The following is a 23819-nucleotide window of genomic DNA, read 5'->3' on the forward strand; positions in this document are numbered from 1 at the left end:
GAGCTCACAATGAATAAAATTCTAAGGCCATTTTGTGAGAATGGTGAGTTCACTATTCAAATCGTAAAGTAATAGTTCTAAATGTATTCCCTCTATCATTTGTGTCAAGAGTAGGACTAATCGTGAACTCACCTCTAAAAAACCATGTTTGCACGGGTGTTTTAGATTAATCCAAATAATCGTCTTAAAAATCAGGAAAGCGCTCCCTTTTCGCTCTGGTTGTGATAGAATAAAATGGTTGAGGAGGGATTTTCATGTTATTAGAACAAAGGCAGAAATTATTATTTATTGGAGATTCAGTTACAGATTGTGATCGTGCAAAGCCACATGGTGAAGGCTTGTTTCATGCGCTTGGTAATGGATATGTTTCCATTGTCGATGCTTTCCTAAAAGCGAATTATCCTGAATTAGGAATTCGAGTTGTTAACAAAGGAATTTCAGGAAATACAGTGCGTGATTTAAAAGCGAGATGGCAGGAGGATGTCATTACACAAAATCCTGATTGGTTATCCATTATGATTGGAATAAATGATGTATGGCGACAGTTCGATTCCCCTTTTATTAAGGATCACCATGTATACATAGAAGAATATCAGGAGACTTTAACAGCACTCGTTAAAGAGTCAAAATTACAGACTGAGAATATTCTTTTAATGACCCCATATTACATAGAAATAAATGAAAATGATCTAATGAGAGCGAAAATGGACCAGTATGGAAAAGTGGTGAAACAGATAGCGGAGGAAGAAGGTTGTTTATTTATTGATACACAGGCTGCCTTTAACAAAATTCTAAAAAATTTATATGCTGCAACCATTGCATGGGACCGAGTGCACCCAAATGAAATAGGTCATACTATTTTAGCAAAAGCATTTTTAAACAAAATAGGCTTTGATTGGACGAAATAAAATTCAACTAAAAAAGTGGTAGAGTAGGTTTACGAACCTTCCTCTATCACCTTTTAATTCAACAGCTATTTTACTATTTGACAGGTATTGCACCTTTAATTTATGTCGATCGTATTTTTGCAAATCCCTAATTATGGTATCAAAGCCTTTAAAGAATAAAGGTCATTACGCCAAACAAAACAGTGGCAATACCTGCTGAGATGATCGCAGGTAATAGCTTGTATTTCGCATAGGAAAGTGCATTGATATCAAGGATTTGTGCAATCGTGTTATTGTTATCACTTAATGGTGATGATATAGAACCGAACGATCCACTTGCAAAAACTGCCCCAATAACTAATGGTAAATGAGCATCAGCAGCTGTTGCTAATGAAATACCAAGTGGCATTAGTATCCCCCACGTTCCCCAAGAGGAGCCGATAAAATAGGAAACAAAAGCACCAATGACAAACATGACAGGTGGAATAAATAAGGCTGGTACCCAGCTAACATTATTGGTGACAAACTCAGAAAAGCCTAAGTCCTCTGTTACAGAAGATAGTGCCCAAACAACAGAAAGAAGTAATATTACTGACATTAAGTTATTACCAGACTCGATAAATTCATGAATCATTGTTTTTAATGAATTTCTTTGGAAGAGCAACATTACAATTGTTACTAACAATGTGATGAATAAGGCGACAACCATTGCCTCAAGCACATCTGCTTGGATAAAAGCTTGAAAAAAATCATATCCCTTGGAGTAGCCATCCCACCATGTTAAAAACAGGGTAAAAATAATAACAAGCGCAACAGGGATAATCAGGTTCCAAGGTCTAGAAGGTGTCTCATGTTCAGAGGATTGTTCTTGTTCTTCTTTCACAACAGATGGGTCATTTTCTTCGTGTGTCACCCGTTCCTTTGAATGGCGAAATAAAACAAATAGTGTACCAACAATAATCATTGAAATGGCAAAGAAATTAAAAGGAATGCTCTGAACATACAGCGTATAGGAGTCTGCCTCAATTCCCTGGTTTTGTAACCCCATTTCAATAACAGACACCATATATCCTACAAATGCTGTTGCAATAGGGATTAAAACAATAACAGGCTGTGTACTTGTTTCGATCATAAAGGCAAGTTCTTTTCTTGTCATTTTTATTTTCTTTAATAAAGCCTTCATAATAGGCGCAACGGTAACGATACGAAAGCTTGGAGCACTAAAGGTCCCAAGAGTAGAAGCCCATGTTAAAAGAACAGCTTCTTTTTTGGAATCAATCGTTTTAGCACTTAGATCCACAAATCCTCTGATCCCGCCAGACACTTTGATTATTCCGACAAGTCCAGAAAACATATATAAGAAAATAATAATTTTTAAGTTATTAATATCTGTTAAGCTATCTACAATATATTGAGTTGCTCTTTGAATCCCCCCAAGTAAGGAAGGTTCAACGAAGTATGCTCCAACAATTAGTCCAAGCGTGAGCCCAGGAAAAACTTGTTTTGTTTTGATCGCAGTAATAATAACAACGACAAATGGAATAATTGAAATCCAGCTTCCTTCCATCCTTTCCTCTCCTTTGGTTGATCAGATTTTTGTTAGGTTGTGTGAAAATAGTGGAAAATATTCTTATAACATTAGTAGTCTCATAAAGAAAAGCAAGCACCTAAAGTAGAAAATGATGTCTAAATGAATACAAGTGATGTATGATTACATCACTTGTGCTCATTTGATATAACATACTTTTCGATTACTGTTGCTGTTGTAATCTTTGTTGTACCTCTTGGCATACGTCATTTGCACTAAGTCCATGAGCACTAATGACAGAACCTTGAATCACAGCATTTTGCATCCCCATCATATTTTGATCTTGACCGGAAATGACACAGCAATCACAACCATTTGCATCTTGTTCTTGTCTTAATGTAATCACTTCATGGCCATCCTCTTGTAGTCTTTGCTGTACATCTGTTAAAGACTCTTCTACACCAATGCGTGCCATATTAAAACCTCCTTGATTTTCAATCATTTTAATGTTTGTCGTAACTCCTTGATTTATTCACAAAATTCTAACTCTAAATCGTAATTTAAATTTTTTTACTTTCTCTATTTCAAATTTAGTTTATAATAGAACTACAACTAAAAAAACGTTTTCAAAGCTATAAAAAGGGAGAGTAGTGTGAATGAATAAATTAGATGAATTGTTTGATCAGTTTTACGATCATGCTTTAACAGATTCCGTCAAAGCAGTTGGTCCAGTCGAAAGAAAACTGACACTAAAAACAGGTCTACTAAATTTATTGGGTGACTTCTCCCAATTGGAAGAGGAAATGCTAACAGCTAAACCAGAATTATTGGAGAAAAGAGAATTTCCAGAATATACTCGTGAATTATTTCTATTTCCTATTACTCCTTTATTAGAATGTAAAATGTATGTATTAACACCAAAAAGTGAGCAAAATTTTTATCCATCGGTCTTGGCATTACATGGACATGGTTATGGTGTGAAGGAAATTGTTGGTCTTAAGGAAAACGGGGAGGAGGATGACGGGGAACCTGGCATTCACCAGTATTTTGCTGTCAAACTCGTCAAAAAGGGGTTAAAGGTATTTGCTCCGGAAGTAATTGGATTTGGGGAGAGGATGTTAACTCGTGATATCAAACAAGGAAAGCAAAATTCCTGTGAAGCGATGGCGACAAACCTTTTGATGGAAGGGAAGACGCTTGCTGGCTTGAGAATATGGGAGGCTCGTCAAGTGCTCTCTTATATGGAAAAACATCCTGATGTTAATGCAGATAAACTAGGAATGATGGGCTTTTCAGGAGGTGCATTAGTAACTGCATATACTGCCGCTTTAGATTTACGAGTGAAGGCAACCGTACTAACAGGATTCACCAACACATTTAGAGGTAGCATTATGGCTATGCGCCATTGTATTGATAACTATGTACCAGGCATTTTAAATTTTGCAGAATTACCAGAATGGATCTCCTTAATCGCACCAAGGGCATTGTTTATCGAAGCCGGAGACAAAGATCCTATTTTTCCACATCGATCTGTTTTAGAAGCAATAAAGGAAATAGAAGAGGCATATCATAACAGACCGGAAAAATTTGCTTATGACATATTTCCAGGCTCACATGAAATTAGTGGTCGAAAAGCATACGACTGGTTAAAAAATCAACTCTTGTAGGAGTGGTATTATGAGTTTTAATTGGAAAAGACTTGATCATGTTCAACTCGCTGCACCAATCGGATCAGAAGCAAAGGCTATTCATTTCTTTAAGGATATATTATTAATGAAACAGATAGAAAAACCAGAAAATTTGAAGAAACGTGGTGGTGTCTGGTTTCAATTTGGCGACTATCAGCTTCACATTGGAATAGAAGATCCTTTCCAACCTGCTAAGAAAGCACATCCCGCCTTTGAAGTGGAACATTTGGATGGATTAAAGGACCATCTCACGAACCATCATATTGAGTTTATGGATGACAATAATCTTCCTGGCGCTAACAGAATATATGTAAATGATCCTTTTGGAAATCGCTTGGAATTGCTGGAATGGAAATAATGGAAAGTCTGTGAAAATATTAAGTAAACGATTTCTATTTCTCTTCATTATGTTATACTTTTTAAAAAAGAAAGCTTTTCTGGGGGGATAGAAACAAATGAAGCTATGGGAAACTTTGAAAACGATGTCTTTTAAAGAGGCAGTTGATTATATTTGGGAATATTATAAGATTCATATTATAGGTATTATAGCGGGTTTGTTTATTTTAGGATCTATTATCTCGAGTGTTTTGAAAGAGGACGAGGTTCTATACAATATGATGGTAGTTGCTCCCATACCTTATGACGAAGTGAATGTATTTTCTGATCAAATCAATGAAGCTCACTACGAGGATTTCGAAGTAGCGGTAGATAATATTATTTATGATGGTGGCGATTTGTCTAATCAGTCGTATGATCAAGTACAGAAATTAATAGCAAAAATTGCTGCTGGAATGGTGGACGTAATGGTAACAGACGAAAGCTTTGCATTAGATCTAGTAGAACAAGAAGGGCTTACTCCTATTGAAGATTTATTTGATGTAGAAAAACTCAAACAACATGGGGTGGAAGTTGTTGACTTTGGCAGTGGAACTGCTTATGGAATTAAGTCAAATAAGCTGGATGTATTTCAGGATAATCAACATTATCAAAGTCGCGTATTAGTTTTTCCTTCCAATGCTGAACAAGTAGATTTAACAGATGACTTTTTAGAAGCATTATTACCATAACAAAAAGGACGACAAGTGGTGACTCACGCTTGTCGTTTTAACATTAGAAATGAAATGCCTTATCGAACCCATTGCTTTCAAGAAAAACATAATAACATTATTTTAAGTAAAATATTGATCAATCTTCTCGCCATATATGAACTAATATAGAAGATAAAGGAGTTTTATCATGAAAAAAGCTATTTATGTAATGAACCGAGAACCGTTTGATCTTGTGTATCCAACGTTTATTAGGGAAGAAATTGCGCAGCTAGTGGACATACCTTCTCCTCAATTGACCGCCAGTGAGTTAGAACAGGATCCGTCCATTTTAAATGAGGTAGAAATCTTGTTGACTGGTTGGGGAGGACCTAAAATAGATCAACATTTACTCGATTATGCGCCAAATTTAAAAGCAGTATTGTATGCAGCAGGCTCTATTAAACAATTAGCAACAGAGGAGGCGTGGAATAAAGGAATAATCTTCACAACAGCAGTAAATGCAAATGGACAACCAGTAGCCGAATTCACTTTATCTCAAATATTATTTTGTCTAAAGAATGGCTGGCAATTTGTTAGAGGAATTCGCAAACAACGACAATTTCCGCAAAAGCCTTTTCCTATATGTGGTGCTTTTAGAAGTATAGTCGGACTCATTTCACTGAGCACGGTTGGACGGCAGGTTGCCCAACTACTTTCGTCGTTTGATGTGGAGGTAATAGCATATGATCCATTTGTTTCTAAAGAGGAAGCTGAAAAGCTTGGGGTAAAGCTAACAACCTTAGAAGAGATTTTTCAGGTTTCCGATGTAGTATCCTTACATGCTCCTTTATTACCTGAAACGATTGGCATGATAACAGGAGAGCATTTTGAACAAATGAAACAAGGGGCGAGCTTTTTAAACACCGCAAGAGGGGCTATAGTCAAGGAAGTAGAAATGATAGAAGTACTTCAAAGAAGAACAGATATAACAGCAGTTCTCGATGTAACAGATCCAGAGCCACCTGTGAAGGAATCACCACTTTATCACATGGAAAATGTCGTGCTAACCCCCCATCTTGCAGGAAGCGAAGGCATAGAGTGTGGAAGAATGGGAGAATATATGCTACAAGAATTGGGCCGATATATTAAAGGGGAAAATCTTAAGTGGAGGATTACGAAAGCACAATTTGAGAGGATGGCATGAATGAAATTAGGTATATGCTCGGTTACATTCCGTCATAAAACAGTAGAAGAAGTTCTAGAAATCACCGCTAAGGCTGAATTAGACAGTGTAGAATGGGGAGGAGATGTTCATGTTCCCCCAGACGATCTTGATCATGCGAGGAAGGTAGCAGAAAAAACGAAGAGCTATGGAATGGAAGTAGCGAGCTACGGGTCCTACTACCGTGTTGGAGATAGAAATGATTATCCCTTTGAGAAAATAGTAGAGACTGCCAGTGCTCTAGGTGCCACCAAAATACGAGTTTGGCCAGGTGGTTTAGGTAGTAATGAGGCGGATCAAATTTACCGGCAGCAGGTAATCCAGGATGCACTTAGAATTGCAGAAATAGCTGAGAAGGAGGGTATTTCCATCCATTTGGAATATCATAATGGTACGTTAACCGATACAAAGGAGAGTGCCCGTCAGCTAATGGAAGAGATTTCACATGACAATGTATTCCTTTATTGGCAGCCGATGAATCAAGCTTCAGTGGAAGAGCGTTTAGCAAGTATTGAAGCGGTTAGGAGATGGATCTCAAATGTCCATGTTTTTCATTGGGAAACATGGGAAAAACGTTATGCGCTAGCAGAAGGAGAGCAGGAATGGCTTGCCTATCTGAGAAAAATAGTAGAGGACAAGAGAGATCGTCATCTATTAATGGAATTTGTTAAGAAGGATGATGAACAGCAGTTTTTAAGAGATGCAAAAGTATTGAAAGACTGGATAGATAACATCATTTGAAACAACCTAAATACCTTTTAGGTTGTTTCTCTTTTGATTAAAACAGTATCAATGAACACTTTCTTCGCCACTGTTCGTTCTTCACGCAATCTCTCCATTAGTAAACCTACAGCCGTTTTTCCCATTAATTCTTTTTCAATCCGAACAGTTGTTAATGCCGGATAAATGTATTTCGATACACTGATATCATTAATTCCGACAATGCTAATTTGTTGAGGTATTTCTATTTTGGCTTCATTTAATGCCTTAATTGCTCCAATTGCTAGCGGATCATTCGCTGTAACAAAACCGATTGGTTGATTACTGTATGATTCGATAAATTGACTCATTAGCTCATATCCACTGTCCACATGATAATCTCCAATTAAAAATAGGGATTCATCTAGCCTATTGGCCTCAGCTAAATAGCTTCTCATTGCCTTTTCACGAATATCCTTATCAATAGTACCCTTTACTCCTATAAAACCAACCTTTTCCATCCCTTTTTCGATTAAATGATCGGTAGCCTGTTGAATAACCGTTTCAAAGTTGGTTAGTACGGCATCACAGCCTTCATTCATTTCTGACTCGATCAAAATAACATGATTGGATTTCATTTTAAGTTGATTAAGTGTTTTTTTACTAAAGCGTCCAACTGCGATAATTCCATCTATATCATTAGGAATTTGGTCAATTTCTGAGAGTAGATATTTTAGTAAATGTATATGATATTTCTCCGCTTCTTCTTCTATACCATGTCGAACCGCCATGTAATAGAGATCTGACAATTCCTCTGCCTCTGTAACCCAGTGAATAAAAGCAACCCGACGAAATAGCTTTTTACGAGAGGATTTTTTTTGATAAGAGAGTGCTTCCGCAATTTCGAAAATCCGTTTTTTTGTATCCTCTCCTACAGATAGACTTGCATCATAATTTAAAACACGTGAAACGGTTGCGATGGATACACCAGCTTTCTCAGCGATATCCTTAATAGTTGCCATAGTAATAACATCCTTCCAAATACATAGTAAGTAAAACTAATAGTAAAATTTAACTTGACTTATTTTACTTGATATTTTATGCTAATTGCAATGAATTGTCTAGTTGTTTATGAATCCGATTTCAAATAGGAGGTATGACAAATGGATTTAAAGAAAACCAAATTTCAGTATCAAGCACCTAGAAATGGTTATCCGGAATGGAACAATAACCCAGAAATTTTTGAACTAAATCGTATGCCACAACATGCACTTGCTACACCATTTTTAACAGAGTCGGAAGCTCTAAGCCTTGATCAAGAAAAATCAGACTTATTCAAGAATCTAAATGGGGAATGGTCCTTTCATTTCTCCAAAAATCCTGATGCTAAAATTGCCAATTTTTATCGAGAGGATTTTGATAGTTCAGGTTGGGATAAAATAAAGGTTCCAGCACATTGGCAGCTAGAAGGATATGATTATCCACAATATTCCAATGTCCGCTATCCATGGATCAATCATGATGAAATTGAGGCGCCCTTTGCTCCAACTAATTATAACCCAGTAGGGCAATATGTTACTACCTTTACCTTACCAAATAATTGGGAAAATAAACCAGTCATCATCAACTTTCAAGGAGTAGAATCTGCTTTTTATGTATGGTTAAATGGTGAATTAGTAGGTTATAGTGAGGATACCTTTACACCTGCTGAATTTAATCTTACTCCATATTTGAAGCATGGAAAGAATAAACTAGCAGTGGAAGTTTATCGTTGGTCAGATGCCAGTTGGTTAGAGGATCAGGATTTTTGGCGGTTGAGTGGTATATTCCGTGACGTATTTCTCTATGCTTTGCCCAATCTACATCTATATGATCACCGTGTTCGAACGACTTTTGATAAAAATTATGAAAACGCATCACTGGAAATAACAGCAGATGTAATTAATTACTTTAAAAAAGAATATGTCGATGCCAAGCTAGAATGGGAGCTGTTGGATGATCAAAACCATCAAGTGGCTACCCAAACGGCAATCCTACCAATAAACGAAAAAGAACATGTCTCCATTTCTTCAAGTAATGAAATTAAACAGCCAAAAAAATGGAGCGCAGAAACTCCTCATTTATATACATTAGTGTTCCGTTTAAAGGATGACAAAGATCAGTTGTTAGAGGTTTTTGCTACTAAAATTGGATTCCGTCAGTTTGAAATGATCGACAATATTATGCATATTAATGGGAAGCGTATTGTTTTTAAAGGCGTCAATCGACATGAATTCACCGCAGATCGGGGACGAGCAGTAACGGTTCAAGATATGATCGATGATATCATTGTAATGAAAAAATATAATATTAACGCAGTGAGAACTTCCCATTACCCAAATCATCCGAAATGGTATGATTTATGTGATGAATATGGGCTGTATGTTATTGATGAAACCAATTTAGAAACACATGGATCTTGGTATTATGGGCAACAAACGCTTGAGAACACGGTGCCTGGGAGTAGACCAGAATGGACAAATAATTTAATAGATCGCTGTAAGTCGATGTATGAAAGAGATAAAAATCATCCATCAATCATCATTTGGTCACTTGGAAATGAATCGTTTGGTGGAGACAACTTTTTGAAAATGCATCAGTACTTTAAGGAAACAGATCCAACTAGACTTGTCCATTATGAAGGGGTCTTCCATTACCGTGATTCCGAGAAGGCATCTGATATCGAAAGCACAATGTACAGAAGTCCTGCGCAGGTAGAGGAATATGCTAATATGCCTGGAGAAAAGAAGCCTTACATTCTCTGTGAATATACACACTCTATGGGAAACTCTACAGGGAACCTTCACAAGTATACAGAGCTTTTTGATAAATATGACATCGTTCAAGGAGGATTTATTTGGGATTGGAAGGATCAAGCATTGTGGCACCAAACCTCAGATGGCAAAAGCTTTTTAGCATATGGTGGAGATTTTGGGGAATCTCCACATGATGGCAATTTTTCTGGAGATGGCTTAATATTTGCGGACGGGACTGTTTCGCCAAAATTAGAAGAAGTAAAGGCATGCTATCAAAATATCGATTTTGAGGTAATAAATCACAAAAAAGGTACTGTTAAGCTTCACAATAAATACCTTTTTACCAATTTAAATGCATTTAAACTAGTATGGACAGTTGCAGAGGAAGGCTTGACGAAAGCATCAGGAATGGCACCATTAGAGGCAGAACCAGGAAAGACACAAGAGATTTCTTTAGAATATCCTGGTGCACTATTTACAAATGATAAGGAACAGGTGCTAACATTGTCGGTCGTTTATGATAAGACACCAAGCTGGGCTACAGCAGATCATGAAGTAGCATTTACTCAATATGCAGAACCTGCTATTCGTCATAAACCATTTGCTTTAGGGGCATTACAACTACAGGAATTGGAAGATACGTTTAAAATAACAGGAGAAAGTTTTTCACTTACGTTTGATAAGGCAACAGGTATGCTTAGTTCTTATAGGATAAAGGATAACGAACTTTTAACAGCTGCCCCTATACCTAGTTTTTGGCGAGCGATGACAGACAATGATCGAGGTTGTGAGTTAGATAAACGAAGTGAGATATGGCGAAATGCAAGCTTTTCTCGTAATTTAGCTTCACTTAATGTAACCAATAATGCTGATGGTGTGAGAGTGAAAGCAATCTATCAACTACCTACAAAGCCTATCAGTGTAGTAGAAGTTATTTATGTGGTACGTGCTGATGGAACGGTTGAAGTGGAACAGCAACTACAACCAGGTGAAGGACTTCCAGAGATTCCTGCTATAGGGATGCGATGGGAAATGGATAGGAGCTTTGATCAATTAAGTTGGTATGGAAAGGGTCCTCATGAAACCTATTTGGATCGCCAACTAAGCGGGAAAGTTAGTATATACAAGGGTATTGTTAGTGACCAATTACAGCCATACTTAAAGCCACAAGAAAGTGGGAATAAATGTGGGGTTCGTTGGTTCGAGGTTAAAAACAATGCAGGTCTAGGAGTACGGGTGGAAGGTGAGCCGACGATAGAAGCAAATGCTCTACATTATGCAATAGAGGAATTGGAAGAGGCAAGCCATCACTATAAATTGCCTGAACCAAACAAAGTGGTCGTGACAATTAACGGCTGGCAGATGGGTGTTGGTGGAGATGATAGCTGGGGACAACAAACTCATCCAGAATATCGTTTGTTTGCAAACAGGAATTATCGTTATCGATTTAGCTTTAAAGGAATTTCGAAATAACTTTGTATTAAATTCGAAATAAGCGTATAATAAGGAATAGTATGGCAAACATCGTCCTGAAAATCAACGGGATACCTACTTATTTCACTGTTGTCATGGTGAATATCATGAAAGGGAGTGCCGAATGGCTTATTTTAATAACCAGAAGGAACCTGTCAAAAATGTAGAAACGAATGTGTGGTCCTGTCTGAGTGATGATTGTCAGGGATGGATGCGTGAAAATTATTCCTTTGAACAAGAACCAACATGTCCAATCTGTCATTCAGAAATGAAAAGAGAAGTTCGAGTAATACCAGAATTAAAATAAGTCAAAAACTGTTCTCCATGATATGGAGAGCAGTTTTTTCTTTTCACTATTATACGCGAAGAATACTTTTCGTTTTAAAGGTTAAGACAAAGCTTAATCTTTTATAAAATAGTATCAATTAAAGAAACCGTTTTCTTAATAAAAGCAATTTATTAAGTATTTTAGCAAAAAAAGGATTGATTTTCATCAGATTTAATAATATACTTCTTTTAAGTAAGCGATTTCATCAGGCTGCAGCGAAATATGAAATCTTTTATTTTCATCACGAAGGAAACCGATTTCTTTTTGGGCACGATAGTTTGAATGACTGAAGAAACTAAAAAATGGGGGTTTTTTCACATGAAAAAATGGTTAATGTTAGTGGTGTTTTCTTTGATTTTCGTAGGACTAGTCGCATGTAGTAATAATGACGAGAGCGCTGGATCTGACAGTGATGGTGGAAGTGACGATACAGTAGAACTAGATTTTTGGATATTTGGAAGTACTGGGTATGATCAGCTAGTAGAGGAGTATATGAAAGACAACCCGAATGTGAAGATCAACATAAACGAGGGCGAAATGAATGATATGCATAATAACTTATTTACATCTATCTCTGCTGGAAGCGGGGCGCCCGATATTGCACAGATTGAAATTAGTCAAGTCGAAAAATTCCAAGAAGCACAGGATCAATTTTATAACTTAGTTGATTATGGTGCAGAAGATGTTTCTAGTAATTTCTTAGATTGGAAATGGGCACAGGCACAATCTGCGGATGGATCGTTCCAAATTGGGTTACCTACAGATATCGGACCTACAACCATGTTCTATCGTACGGATGTTATGGAAGAAGCGGGATTACCTATTGATCGGGAAGAGGTTGCCGCTCAAATCGATTCATGGGAAGCCTATTATGAAACAGCAAAAACGATAAAAGACAAGACAGGAAAACCAATATCTGACTCACCTCAGCTTGTGTTTAATTCATTAAGGGACCAGTTAGAACAGCAATATTTTAATGAAGAGGACGAATTAATTATTGAGGATACAGTAAAAGAAGCATATGATTATACGACTAAGATGATTGAGGAAGGTCTTGTTGGCAAAAATGAACTCTGGGAACCTGAATGGGGAAGTGCTATGGCAGAAGGTTCGTATGCGACAATGCCAGGAGCTCCAGGTTGGATGGTTGCTAATGTGAAAGCAAATGCACCAGATACAAGTGGAAAGTGGGATATTGCAAAAATCCCAGAAGGTGCTGGTAACTGGGGAGGTTCTTTTCTAACTATTCCGAAGCAATCAGAGTATCCTGAAGAGGCATTTGAATTCATTTCATGGTTAACAGCACCTGAACAACAATTAAAATCCTTTGAAATTGCTGGACTTTTCCCATCTACTCCAGATGTATATGAGAATGAAGATTTTCTAGCTACGACTGATGAATTCTATAATAATGCACCAACTGCTAAGATCTTCGCAGAGGCTGCTCAGTCTGTAAAAACAGTATACATGGGTGTGAATTATTCCATTGTAGATACCGAATTGGGTACAGCGCTCTTGAATGTAGCGATAGAAGGTGCAGATCCTGAAAAAGAATGGGATGCAGCGGTTGAGAGAATCAATTCCCAATTAGAGAGACAATAATTTAGAGAATGGGACCTAACATAGAAAGTCTATCGTAGGTCCCAAATCTTAGCAAGAAGGGAAAGGAGTATGGAAATGGGGCAAACCAATGCCAAAACTGACATAATCCCAAAAAAATCATTTTTTACAGAAAAGAAAAAAGAAGCGATTTCTGGTTATTTATATATTTCTCCGTTTTTCATTCTGTTTGCAATCTTTGGTTTATTTCCGATTTTGTTTAGCTTTTATCTAGGTTTTCAAAAATGGAATGGACTAGGGGAAATGGAATTTGTTGGACTTCAAAATTTTCAATGGATTTTAACAGATAAAGTGTTTTGGGTTTCTTTATCTAACACACTTATAATGTGGATTCTCGGAACCATTCCTCAGTTAATTATCGGGATAATTCTAGCATATGCACTTAATTCTGCCTTAATAAAAATGCAAGGCTTTTTCCGTGTATCTGTTTTTATGCCATACGTTACTTCGACAGTGGCTGTTGCCATTGTTTTTGGCGTCATGTTCAATAGTCAAGAGTTCGGTTTGATGAACGTCATTCTTAGCTGGTTTGGTCAAGACCCTGTTAGTTGGTCCACTTCATGGTGGGGTGTCAAAATAGCTATTTCTTCTATGGTTTTCTGGCGCTGGGTCGGCTATAACACTATTATTTATTTAGCTGGATTACAGGCGATTCCACATGAATTATACGAAGCGGCTCAAATCGATGGAGCTACCGTTCGGCAAAAAATTCAATATATTACCATCCCAATGCTGCGTCCGATTATTATTTTAACTGTTTTTACATCTACTATAGGTGCACTTCAATTATTTACAGAACCATTAATCTTCTTAGGTCGAACTTATCGAGAGGAAGGTATTTCTGTAGTACTCTATTTATATAGAGAAGCATTTGCTAATCTTTCATTTGGACCAGCATCAGCAGCGGCGATTATTTTATTTATTATTATCATTCTCCTATCCTCTGTAAATGTATGGATAGCGAATCGATTAGGGCGATAAGGAGGTATGTGAACATGAATGGATCACATAAGTTTTCATTTTCAAAGCTATTTGTTTATTTAATACTCATTCTTGCTGCTTTTTTCTCTATTTTTCCTTTTTACTGGATGTTTGTTATGGCGACGAATAATAACAGTGCGATCAATAGTCTGCCTCCTGCATATATTCCAGGAAAAGAATTGGTAACCAATTTCACCAATGTGATCAATACGATTGATTTCTTTGGCGCAATGTGGAACTCCGTTATTGTATCCACTATCACAACGCTCGGTGTTTTATTTTTATGTTCGTTAGCGGGATTTGCTTTTGCCAAATTCCATTTCAAAGGAAAAAATATTTTGTTTATTGCGATACTCGTCACAATGATGATACCACCACAGCTTGGATTGATCCCACAGTATTATATTATTACACAACTAGACTGGTTAAATGATTTGAAAGCTATTATTGTACCAGGTCTTATTGATGCTTTCGGTATCTTTTGGATGAGGCAATATATAAGTAGTAATGTTCCGGATGAGCTAGTTGATGCAGCAAAGATCGACGGTTGCTCCAATATAAGAATTTATTGGAATATTGCAGTTCCTGTTATCATCCCAGCCTTTGCTACATTAGCGATTATCAAGTTTATGTATATTTGGAATGATTTCTTGTGGCCATTAGTTGTTCTAAGAGAGGAATCCTCTTTTACCATTCAAGTGGCATTACGTGGATTAATCGATAACTATGTACGTGACAATGGTATGATTTTATCAGGGACTTTTTGGGCGACGGTACCGTTAATTATTGTCTTTTTATTACTGAATCGTTTGTTTATCCAAAGTCTAACGGAAGGTGCAGTTAAAAGCTAACCGAACGAAATAAAAGAGCAAGAGGGAGGGGAGCATGTGAGGGATAAAGGTAATGTATTTTTTAAGGTGTTAGATATTTTTGCAAACTTTGTTTTGCTTAATTTGCTTTGGATGGTCAGCTGTCTTTTTATTGTAACCATATTTCCTGCTACAACTGCATTGTTTGCAACCGTAAGGAAGTGGCATAAAGAAGGAACAGACTTTGGCGTTATTTCCACTTATTATCGTTATTTTATCGAAAACTTTAGGAAGAGCTTTTTAATCGGGTTAATGTGGAAAATTGCAATGGTCTTTTTAGTCATGGATGGTATGATATTATCTCATGTACAGTTCATAGGTAAATGGGTTATTTTAAGCTTGTACACCTTCCTGTTAATTCTCTTTCTCTTTTTAACCATTTATCTATTCTTTGTACTTGTTCACTATGAACTTGGAGTGTTTGCTATAATCAAAAACGCCCTGTTCTTATCAATTAGCTGTCTGCCACATACATTAGCCTGTATTGGCTGTGTCGTAGTAACCTTTTTATTCACTTATATCATGCCATTCTTCCTGCTTGTTATTGGTAGTTTTTTGGCATTTGTTCTATATTATATATTCCAAAGCTTGCTAAGAAAACTTGAGCAGCTTACTAAGAATTCTCAGCAAACATCCGAAATTCTGACTTGATATACTTGACATATGAATCGCTAGAAACTAAAAATAGATTATAATAAATAAAAGTAGATGATAGAGATTAGACAGACGTTTAGAGGGAGAAAAGATGAAGCTAACTATACGAGAGATCGCCAAAATGGCTGGGGTATCGCCTGGTACTGTTTCCAAGGTGATGAATCAGACAGGCAGTTTAAGCCCCAAAACTATTCAAAAAGTAAAGCAGGTAATCGAAGAAACCGGTTACCAGCCTAGTTTTTCTGCTAAGGCATTAGCAACGAAAAAATCCAATATGATTGGATTAATTTATGCTGGAGAAGTAAATGTAGAGTTCAACCACCCTTTTTTTAATCAAGTGATTAATTCATTCAAAAACGCGGTAGGTAAACTTGGCTATGACATTTTAGTTTTTTCTAATCAATCCTTTAATATTGGAAAAGAAGATTATGTTGCCAGAAGTAAGCATTATCAACTGGATGGTTGTCTTATTATTGCGGGAGAACAGATAGAGGATGATATTTATGAATTAGACCAAAGTGATATACCAACCGTGGCAGTAGATTTAAAGCTTTCAGGAGATCGCTCTAGCTATGTCATGACAGATAATGAAAAAATTTCAAGACAAGTAGTGGAGTATTTTTATCTTAAAGGAATACGTAGTATTGCTTTTCTAGGTGGGAATCGAGATTCTAATATAACGATAGTTCGAAGAGATGCATTTATTCGAGCGATGAATGACTATGGGATGGATTATCGCGAAGAATGGGTCAAATACGGGAATTATTTTGAAGAAAGTGGCTATGAAAACATGCTTCAACTATTACAAAAGGAAGAACAGCCAGAGGCGGTTTTTGCTGCTTCAGATATGATGGCACTAGGTGCGATAAAGGCGATAAAGGAAAAAGGGCTTTCCATCCCGGAACAGATGAAAATAGTTGGCTGTGATGACATAGAAGCGTGCCGTTATAGTGACCCTCCTCTTGCTACTGTTAGGCAGGATCAAGTGAAGATTGGATTATTAACAGCACATATATTGCATGATTTAATAAATGATAGACAAGTACAGAATTCGGTATTTGTTGATCCAGAATTAATTATACGAAAATCAGGAGAAGTATAGAGTAAAAACCTATTTCACAAATTTGTTTAAATATGTTTACTATTTGTCCAAACGGTTATACTGTAAACAAAATCTAAACATTTCTTGTGAAGTAGGTGATGGAATGAACCAGTCGGAATCAAGATTTTTTCACATGTTACATGTTTTTGCAGCATTTTTGACTTTGCAGTTTTTATGGTTCTTCTTTTCTTTAGGAGTGATTACAGTCATTCCCGCAACTATTTCCATGTACGCGATTGTTGTAGAGTGGACGAAGAAAGGTATTGATCTTAATATCTGGAAGAGTTTCTTTGAAACATTTAAATTTTATTTCAGGCGAACGATTCTTCCAAGCACTAATTTGTCTTTTGTCCTAATGTTGCTCTATATGTATCCTACTTTATGGTCAGATATGATTTTAAAGATGCCTCAGACAATGAGTTGGCTTGTGTTATTTGCTACAAGTCTAATCCTACTTACCGTTTTATCTATACTGCCACTAATTGTTACCTCTCATTTACGGGGGAGAAAACTCTGGAAGAATGCATGGATTACATCCATCTCCATCCTTCCGCAAGTTTCGTTTATAGGAATCGTTGGAGGTATGATTATTTTTGGATCATTGCTTTTTCCAATTATCTTATTTACATGCTCTGGTCTTTTTGCTTTTATGCATATGCGTATATGGCAAAAATCACTTAAAAAACTACCATCTGACTTTCTAGATCAATGCTTGTTAAAATATAATTACCGCTAGTGTAACCTCGGAATTCTTTCGAGGTTTTTTTCAATTCAACTGTGTGATAAATTGCTTGAGGTGTTTTACATAGGTCAATGCTTTTGTGGTGTCACTATGGACACATATTGTATCTGCTTGGATAGGTATTTTTTGACCATCTATTGATGTTACGTGTCCTGTTTTCATCATTTCCTCTACCTGTTGCATCGAGCGGTCGAGATCATGGATCACAGCATTTTCTGATGTTCTGTCTGTAAGCGTACCATTTGATTGATAGGTGCGATCGGCAAAAACTTCATGTGCAACCTTCAAACCAATCTGTTCTCCAGCTCTCGTTATAAAGCTATTAGCCAATCCGTAGAGGATCAAGCTCTTGTCGAAATCATAAACCGCTTGAGCAATAGCTAATGCAATTTCTTTGTCAGAGCTGGCTATGTTATAAAGTGCGCCATGTGGCTTTACATGATGGAGAGTTACATCCTCAACCTTCGTAAATCCATATAGGGCACCAATTTGGTACAACACAAGATCATATACTTCCTCAGAAGAAAGATTAATCCTTCTGCGACCAAAGCCTTGAATGTCTTGAAAACCTGGGTGTGCCCCTATATGTACATTGTGCTGTTTCGCTAATTGAATCGTTTGTTTCATTGTATGTGGGTCTCCTGCATGGAAACCACAAGCAATATTTATGGCATCAACAAACGGCAAAATTTCTTGATCATTTCCAATTGAAAATATACCAAAGCTTTCTCCTAGATCACAGTTTAATTCAGGCTTAATCATGCTCATCCCTCCCACTTTTGTTTAAGTGTATGGCTTAGTTTGGTTAAAAGTTGTTTTTGGGTAGCCAGTGCTTTATAGGCATTTGATATAGTGCATCTCTCAAACATAAATCGCTTAGTTGGTAGTAATTGGCTAAGCTTTGGTAAATCGGCTAGTATAACTTGGCCAATTTTTGGGTATCCCCCAGTAGGTTGACTATCAGCCATTAGAATGATCGGTTGACCATCTGGTGGTACTTGAATAGAGCCAAAGCTAGTCGGTTCTGTTAATAATTGTTGGGTTCTTGTTGTCTCAATCTCATCCCCCATTAGCCGGTACCCCATGCGATTAGATCTTGTCGAGATAGACCACTCCGTAATATCGAGTTGGTTTTGTTTAAACCAATCTGCCTGTGGCCCTTCGATATAATGTATAACCTCAGTAGATGAATATATCTCAAAAGTATTTGGATTCATCGACCAGTTTAGCTTGATATTTGGAGTAGTAATAGAGTTGATCGGAATTTGATCACCAATTTGTAATTTTCGGCTGAGAAGCCCTGTTCCCTCCGTACGAACGAGCATACTCCTGCTACCTAATTTTTTGGAAATGGCTAATCCCCCTTTAATCGCAAGGTAGGTATACAGACCATTTCGCGCAGTACGAAATTGCAGGATGTCCCCACTTCTTATGATAATCGGACGATATAATGAAATTTGTTTCCCATTAAGACGTGGTACCATATCTGCACCAGTAATCGAAATAATGGCATCCTTTGTCCACTCAATGGTTGGACCGACAAAACTCATTTCGACAACGGCAGTGTTCTCCTTATTGCCGACAAGATAATTCGCTAGTTTCATTGAAAATGAATCCATTGGTCCACTGATAGGAAACCCGGAGGATCGATATCCTATTCTACCTAAATCTTGAATACTTGTGTGTAAGCCTTCCTCAATCACTCTCATTTTGATCGCTTCCCCCCACTCCATTCCAAGTATTGTTGTTTAGAAATTGCATAAAATCTTAGCTGATCACCGGCACGCAATAAGGTTGATTGCTCGTTCGAAAGGTCAACGAGTTCTATCGGTGTTCTACCAATGATTTGCCAGCCTCCAGGGGAAGAACTAGGATAAATCCCTGTTTGTCCACCCGCGATACCGATGGCCCCTTTTGGAATATTCATTCTTGGGCGAGTTTTTCTAGGTGTAGCGATACTTAGGTCCATCCCTCCTAGAAATGGAAATCCTGGAGAGAATCCGATGAAATGGACAAGATAGGTATTATCCGTGTGACGTTTAATCACATCCTGTTTGGTTAGTCCATTTGTTGTAGCGACATACGAAAGGTCCGGTGAAAAGCTATCCTCATAGCAAACAGGTATTTGATGAATAGTAGAAGGTTGAGAATTTATCATAGAGCTGGTTTGATCGATACAGTGAGATAGAATCCTTTTGATTTCGCGATGAGATGTTTGAAATGGATCAAAGTAGATGACGAGAGTTGTATATCCGATCACGGTTTCAATAATAGCGGGATTTTGCAAACGATCGATCGATTTCTGAATATGTCGTAGTTTTTGGTGTAGTGCTGTATTTACTTTATCACCGAGCTGTAACATCAAGGCATTTTCTGCAAGCGTAAAAAATTGCATATTGATCCCTCCAATTATATTTTATCATGAGGAGAAGCTTCGGTAAAAACAACAACCTTTGATAAAAAGAATGGAATTTCCCAGAAAAATTAATAGTAAAATATAACTATAAATGATAAGATAGTCTTATTATAAATTCAAATTTATAATCACGATGTGAATCAATGGACTTAATTGAACAGGAGGAGATCAGCTTGAAGCGTATTTGGGGAAAATTAAGTTTTCAAAATGCCAGAATAGGTAAAAAGTATGGGATTATACTAGGAATTGTGCTTTCATTATTTATTATTTCTGCTATTATCATTATTTTTTCTTTGCAAAATATCGCCGATGACATCGATGCAGTAGAACGTCGAGGTGATCGCGCATCATCCGTTGGCCAAATGGGTTCACTTCTAAGGTCCAAAAGTGCCCGTATTTATCAATATGTACTAAATCCAACGACAGAAGTGGAAACGGAATTTAATGAAAGAAATGAACAAATCATTGCACTTTCCAAAGAATTAGACAGCAAAATGGATACAACAGAGGAAAGGGAGCTTTTTGATCAATTTGTCGAGCTTGATATGAAGGTTAGTAGTAGTTTTAATGAAATCATTGGTTATATGAGACAAGGAGAAACAGAAGCTGCCTATGGAAGTGCGATAGATGCACATGAGGCTCAAGCAGAGGCTATTCCATTAATAGATCAGCTCCAACAATTAGTGGATAAACAACAAGAAGAGGCAATCGAAAAAGCAAAATCGGATCAGCTTATTGCTATTATTACGTTAGTTGCATCCATTATTGTTTCTGCGATTATTAGTATATTATTAATTTTCTTTGTATCGCGTAATATTACCAAAAATATGAATAAGGTAGTGGAAACGAGTAATCGTATCACGAAAGGCGATCTAAGTGTTAAAGCAATTGATTACAATGGAAAAGATGAAATTGGACAACTAGCTTCTTCAATGAATGCAATGAGTGAACATTTACGAAAAATTATTACCCAGGTTTCTTCTGTGTCGGATACAGTTAGTGCACAGAGTGAAGAGTTAAATCAATCAGCAAACGAAGTAAAAAATGGTACAGAGCAAATTGCGACAACAATGCAGGAGCTTGCATCGGGTTCAGAAACACAAGCAAGTCAAGCAAGTGATGTCGCTACCAAAATGGCAGATTTTTCTAATGCTATTAGTCATGCTAATGAAAATGGAGCAAAAATTGAACAGGCCTCTGCTAACGTGTTGTCCATGACAGAAGACGGTCGTGATATGATGGGTGTTTCGGTCGAGCAAATGAAGCGTGTGAACGAGATTGTAAAAGACGCAGTAGCAAAAGTAAAAGGACTAGACCAACAGACTAAAGAGATATCAAAGCTTGTTTCTGTTATAAAAGACATTGCGGAACAAACAAATCTTCTTGCTTTAAATGCTGCCATTGAGTCAGCTAGAGCTGGTGAGCATGGTAAAGGATTTGCTGTTGTTGCTGATGAGGTAAGAAAATTAGCGGAACAGGTAGGGAGCTCGGTGACAGATATTACGTCCATTGTCACTAATATTCAGCAGGAATCTACAGTTGTTACAAAAGCACTTGAAGAGGGATATGACGAAGTAGAGCATGGATCGGCCCAAATTGAACAAACAGGTACAACCTTTGTGAAGATTAATGACGCCGTCCACAATATGGTGAGCAGTCTCGAAACTATTAATAAAAATTTTGAAGAGATTTCTTCAAGTAGTATAGAAATTAATACATCTGTTGAAGAAATTGCTTCCATTTCTGAAGAATCTGCTGCAGGAGTTGAACAGACATCAGCATCTGCTCAGCAAGCGAGTAGTTCTATGGAGGAGGTATCCGCCAATTCGGATGAATTAGCAAAATTAGCTGAAGAGCTAAATAGTTTAGTGAGACAATTCAAGATCTAAATAACAAACCCGTGTCTAGGGAGCAACCCCGAAAGGTTAGATTTCACTCTAATTTTTCAGGGCATCCTATACTGACACGGGTTTTATAATTTAAGTGAATAGATTATGTAGCTCTTACCTTATTTTCTATTTTTAGGATGTCCTCAGTAAGATTAAAAATGGATAGTAATTCATATAATACAATAATTTCAGGTGTGAATAGATTTGTATTCATATCATTCGTAGGCTTTTTACTCGCCCAAAATTGGTCCATTAACAATTTTACTTGTTTTCTGTAGATACTCGCTTTATAGTGATCAGGATGCCTCATATAGTCTGCTAATGAGTGCACCAGATGGAAGATATCTTGACATTCTTTTTCCGACCAACAGATTGACTGAATAGGTGTATTGATAAGATTTCCAATATGATAGTGAATAAGGCGAATTTTGGTTAAATTTTTTTGCTCTTGATCAAAAAGTTTTTTGGTCGATTCTTTTAAGCGATGATATTTGGCTTCATCTGCTTGATAGTGTAACAATCTTTCTGTTTTATCTAAGGAGCGCTTCATTTGATCAAATCGAGACAAAATACGTTCTTTCTTCTGCTGATTACGATCATTTTTCATTAATGGATCAACGATGAGCTCTAGTGTCTCTCCTGTTCCTTTTAAGAGCTGATGTAAATCCATCGAAATCCGCTTCGTATAATTTGGTGGCAAAATAAACATATTCACTATAGTGGAGACGAGTAGCCCAACGGTTGTTGTTCCGAGACGAATAACAAATGAAATAAATAAATTAGCATGAATTACTTCTACCATTGCAACAGATGTTAATGTGGCCACAAGAAGTCCTGCGTGTAATCCAAGCTTATAACAAGTAATAATCGTGAAAAAAGCAGCCAATGTATATGTAATTGGTGAATTTTCAAAAAAGTATATAAAGAGGACTGCATAAAAAGATCCGATAGCAGAAGCTGGGAACCGGACAATCCCCTTTCGAATAGATTCACCAACAGTTGGTTCGATGGAGACAATAGCGGTTATGACAGCAAAAACAGGTGGCCATTCCAACCACTCACAAATGACGGAAGTAAAGAATACGGCTAATGCTGTCTTAATAATACGCCTACCAAGAATCCGATTGCTTAAATAATTCTTCATTACGTAAAACTCCCTCAACTTTCTATCCGATAGTATAACGCAACAAGTGAAAAAAAACTATAGTACTAATTTTTTTGAAATAAAAATAAAATAAGTGTAAACGCTTTCTTATTCGGTGCATATGATGTAAAATAAGAGATATATCTTCTAGAATGTTGTTTCAGCGAATTTTTGAGGAGGTGGCAGACTTGCTTTCGGTTAAAATGTTCAAACCCTATTACGTAAAGGAAGAAGGCAACTACATTCGGGTGATGTTAGCATATCAATACTTTTCATTATTAATGGATGAAAAAGTATACCATTTTGTTCCACTTGAAGCGAGAGAAATCCGAATCAATCGCGATACACAGGAAATAGAAAATAAGGATGCTGTATTTGTTTTCCAAAAAGGAAAGAAATATAATCGCATTACATTAGAAGATCTTATGAAAATAAAAGACTTTGAAGATCATCTGTCCATCGTTTTAAGTTCATATATGGTCATGCCACAAACAAAAAATAAAAAGGATAATATTGACCATGCGATTATGGAATTGGAAAGAAATAATTTATTAAGATTAATAGATAAAGCTCTTGATGAAAGAGATCAAGCAAAATTTCAACTATATACAACAAAATTAAATGAGATGTAATTACTTGAAAGCAGGTGAACATACCTGCTTTTTTTACTTGTAACTATAAAAGTTTTTGTATGATAAAGAGTAGGAAGTACTTGGGATTTCGAGTAGAATTTCCAAAAGCAGTTGTATTTACC

Annotated in this window: 23 protein-coding genes; 16 read left to right on the top strand and 7 right to left on the bottom strand. The window is 36.8% G+C overall.

All coding sequences use genetic code 11. The features are described 5' to 3' along the window. The first annotated feature begins 254 nt into the window (after positions 1 to 254). Positions 255 to 908 carry an SGNH/GDSL hydrolase family protein gene (locus ACZ5R4_RS20120; protein ID WP_464367897.1) on the top strand — a complete coding sequence of 218 codons (654 nt, stop codon included), beginning with the start codon at positions 255 to 257 and terminating at the stop codon, positions 906 to 908. Between the two features lie 148 nt (positions 909 to 1056). Here the strand turns inward: ACZ5R4_RS20120 and ACZ5R4_RS20125 are convergent, their stop codons facing one another. Both ACZ5R4_RS20125 and ACZ5R4_RS20130 read right to left on the bottom strand, forming a co-directional pair. Then, the gene (locus ACZ5R4_RS20125) at positions 1057 to 2454 is read right to left on the bottom strand and encodes a Na+/H+ antiporter NhaC family protein (protein ID WP_109983584.1); all 1398 of its coding nucleotides are present in this window, start codon (positions 2452 to 2454) and stop codon (positions 1057 to 1059) included. Between the two features lie 184 nt (positions 2455 to 2638). Continuing rightward, positions 2639 to 2890: a YkuS family protein gene (locus ACZ5R4_RS20130; protein WP_054787109.1), complete on the bottom strand. Its 252-nt coding sequence runs from the start codon at positions 2888 to 2890 to the stop codon at positions 2639 to 2641. A gap of 181 nt (positions 2891 to 3071) precedes the next feature. On the opposite strand from ACZ5R4_RS20130, the gene ACZ5R4_RS20135 reads away from it, so the two are divergent. From ACZ5R4_RS20135 to ACZ5R4_RS20155, 5 genes are all read left to right on the top strand, one after another. After that, entirely contained in the window at positions 3072 to 4082 is a 1011-nt protein-coding gene (locus ACZ5R4_RS20135; RefSeq protein WP_109983583.1) for a dienelactone hydrolase family protein, read from the top strand. 10 nt (positions 4083 to 4092) lie between these two features. Next, a complete protein-coding gene (locus ACZ5R4_RS20140) occupies positions 4093 to 4461 on the top strand; it encodes a VOC family protein (RefSeq protein WP_054787107.1) in 369 nt (122 codons plus the stop codon). 97 nt (positions 4462 to 4558) lie between these two features. Continuing rightward, positions 4559 to 5170 carry a hypothetical protein gene (locus tag ACZ5R4_RS20145; protein WP_054787106.1) on the top strand — a complete coding sequence of 204 codons (612 nt, stop codon included), beginning with the start codon at positions 4559 to 4561 and terminating at the stop codon, positions 5168 to 5170. A 169-nt stretch (positions 5171 to 5339) separates the two neighbouring features. Then, on the top strand, positions 5340 to 6335 hold the full coding sequence (locus ACZ5R4_RS20150; RefSeq protein WP_464367898.1) for a hydroxyacid dehydrogenase: 996 nt from the start codon (positions 5340 to 5342) through the stop codon (positions 6333 to 6335). Next, positions 6336 to 7094 carry a sugar phosphate isomerase/epimerase family protein gene (locus ACZ5R4_RS20155; protein WP_109983580.1) on the top strand — a complete coding sequence of 253 codons (759 nt, stop codon included), beginning with the start codon at positions 6336 to 6338 and terminating at the stop codon, positions 7092 to 7094. Positions 7095 to 7111: 17 nt separating this feature from the next. On the opposite strand, the gene ACZ5R4_RS20160 is transcribed toward ACZ5R4_RS20155, so the two are convergent. Next, positions 7112 to 8074 (bottom strand): LacI family DNA-binding transcriptional regulator, encoded by a 963-nt coding sequence (locus tag ACZ5R4_RS20160; protein WP_277678767.1) that lies wholly within the window; start codon positions 8072 to 8074, stop codon positions 7112 to 7114. Between the two features lie 141 nt (positions 8075 to 8215). Here ACZ5R4_RS20160 and lacZ point away from each other — a divergent pair, with 141 nt between their 5' ends. The 8 genes from lacZ to ACZ5R4_RS20200 all read left to right on the top strand — a co-directional run bounded on the left by lacZ (position 8216) and on the right by ACZ5R4_RS20200 (position 17610). Then, positions 8216 to 11320 carry a beta-galactosidase, LacZ type gene (gene lacZ / locus ACZ5R4_RS20165; protein ID WP_464367899.1) on the top strand — a complete coding sequence of 1035 codons (3105 nt, stop codon included), beginning with the start codon at positions 8216 to 8218 and terminating at the stop codon, positions 11318 to 11320. A 124-nt stretch (positions 11321 to 11444) separates the two neighbouring features. Further along, entirely contained in the window at positions 11445 to 11627 is a 183-nt protein-coding gene (locus ACZ5R4_RS20170; protein WP_054787101.1) for a cold-shock protein, read from the top strand. Positions 11628 to 11966: 339 nt separating this feature from the next. Beyond that, positions 11967 to 13250: an ABC transporter substrate-binding protein gene (locus ACZ5R4_RS20175; protein ID WP_464367900.1), complete on the top strand. Its 1284-nt coding sequence runs from the start codon at positions 11967 to 11969 to the stop codon at positions 13248 to 13250. Positions 13251 to 13319: 69 nt separating this feature from the next. After that, positions 13320 to 14249: a carbohydrate ABC transporter permease gene (locus tag ACZ5R4_RS20180; RefSeq protein WP_109983576.1), complete on the top strand. Its 930-nt coding sequence runs from the start codon at positions 13320 to 13322 to the stop codon at positions 14247 to 14249. A 14-nt stretch (positions 14250 to 14263) separates the two neighbouring features. Further along, positions 14264 to 15100: an ABC transporter permease subunit gene (locus tag ACZ5R4_RS20185; protein ID WP_054859860.1), complete on the top strand. Its 837-nt coding sequence runs from the start codon at positions 14264 to 14266 to the stop codon at positions 15098 to 15100. 36 nt (positions 15101 to 15136) lie between these two features. Continuing rightward, positions 15137 to 15769 carry a YesL family protein gene (locus ACZ5R4_RS20190; RefSeq protein ID WP_054859861.1) on the top strand — a complete coding sequence of 211 codons (633 nt, stop codon included), beginning with the start codon at positions 15137 to 15139 and terminating at the stop codon, positions 15767 to 15769. Positions 15770 to 15863: 94 nt separating this feature from the next. Then, complete coding sequence (locus ACZ5R4_RS20195) at positions 15864 to 16874, top strand: LacI family DNA-binding transcriptional regulator (RefSeq protein WP_109983574.1); 1011 nt, start codon at positions 15864 to 15866, stop codon at positions 16872 to 16874. Positions 16875 to 17007: 133 nt separating this feature from the next. Next, positions 17008 to 17610, top strand: a complete 603-nt coding sequence (locus ACZ5R4_RS20200) for a DUF624 domain-containing protein (RefSeq protein ID WP_464367901.1) — start codon at positions 17008 to 17010, stop codon at positions 17608 to 17610. Positions 17611 to 17640: 30 nt separating this feature from the next. Here ACZ5R4_RS20200 and ACZ5R4_RS20205 read toward each other — a convergent pair whose 3' ends face one another. The 3 genes from ACZ5R4_RS20205 to pxpB are packed head-to-tail and all read right to left on the bottom strand — an operon-like array spanning position 17641 to position 20011. Continuing rightward, complete coding sequence (locus ACZ5R4_RS20205) at positions 17641 to 18378, bottom strand: 5-oxoprolinase subunit PxpA (protein WP_054859863.1); 738 nt, start codon at positions 18376 to 18378, stop codon at positions 17641 to 17643. 2 nt (positions 18379 to 18380) lie between these two features. Beyond that, complete coding sequence (locus ACZ5R4_RS20210) at positions 18381 to 19325, bottom strand: 5-oxoprolinase subunit C family protein (RefSeq protein WP_464367902.1); 945 nt, start codon at positions 19323 to 19325, stop codon at positions 18381 to 18383. Continuing rightward, complete coding sequence (gene pxpB / locus ACZ5R4_RS20215; protein ID WP_464367903.1) at positions 19322 to 20011, bottom strand: 5-oxoprolinase subunit PxpB; 690 nt, start codon at positions 20009 to 20011, stop codon at positions 19322 to 19324. Before pxpB ends, ACZ5R4_RS20210 begins: the two co-directional genes overlap by 4 nt. Positions 20012 to 20205: 194 nt before the next feature. Between pxpB and ACZ5R4_RS20220 the strand changes: the two genes are divergently transcribed. Beyond that, entirely contained in the window at positions 20206 to 21921 is a 1716-nt protein-coding gene (locus ACZ5R4_RS20220; RefSeq protein WP_464367904.1) for a methyl-accepting chemotaxis protein, read from the top strand. 103 nt (positions 21922 to 22024) lie between these two features. Here the strand turns inward: ACZ5R4_RS20220 and ACZ5R4_RS20225 are convergent, their stop codons facing one another. Beyond that, positions 22025 to 23065, bottom strand: coding sequence for an FUSC family protein (locus ACZ5R4_RS20225; RefSeq protein WP_109983570.1), 1041 nt, complete (start codon positions 23063 to 23065; stop codon positions 22025 to 22027). Between the two features lie 179 nt (positions 23066 to 23244). Between ACZ5R4_RS20225 and ACZ5R4_RS20230 the strand changes: the two genes are divergently transcribed. After that, entirely contained in the window at positions 23245 to 23697 is a 453-nt protein-coding gene (locus ACZ5R4_RS20230) for an IDEAL domain-containing protein (RefSeq protein WP_277678778.1), read from the top strand. The last annotated feature ends 122 nt before the right edge of the window (positions 23698 to 23819 follow it).

The sequence above is a fragment of the Gracilibacillus sp. JCM 18860 genome, from assembly GCF_055395245.1.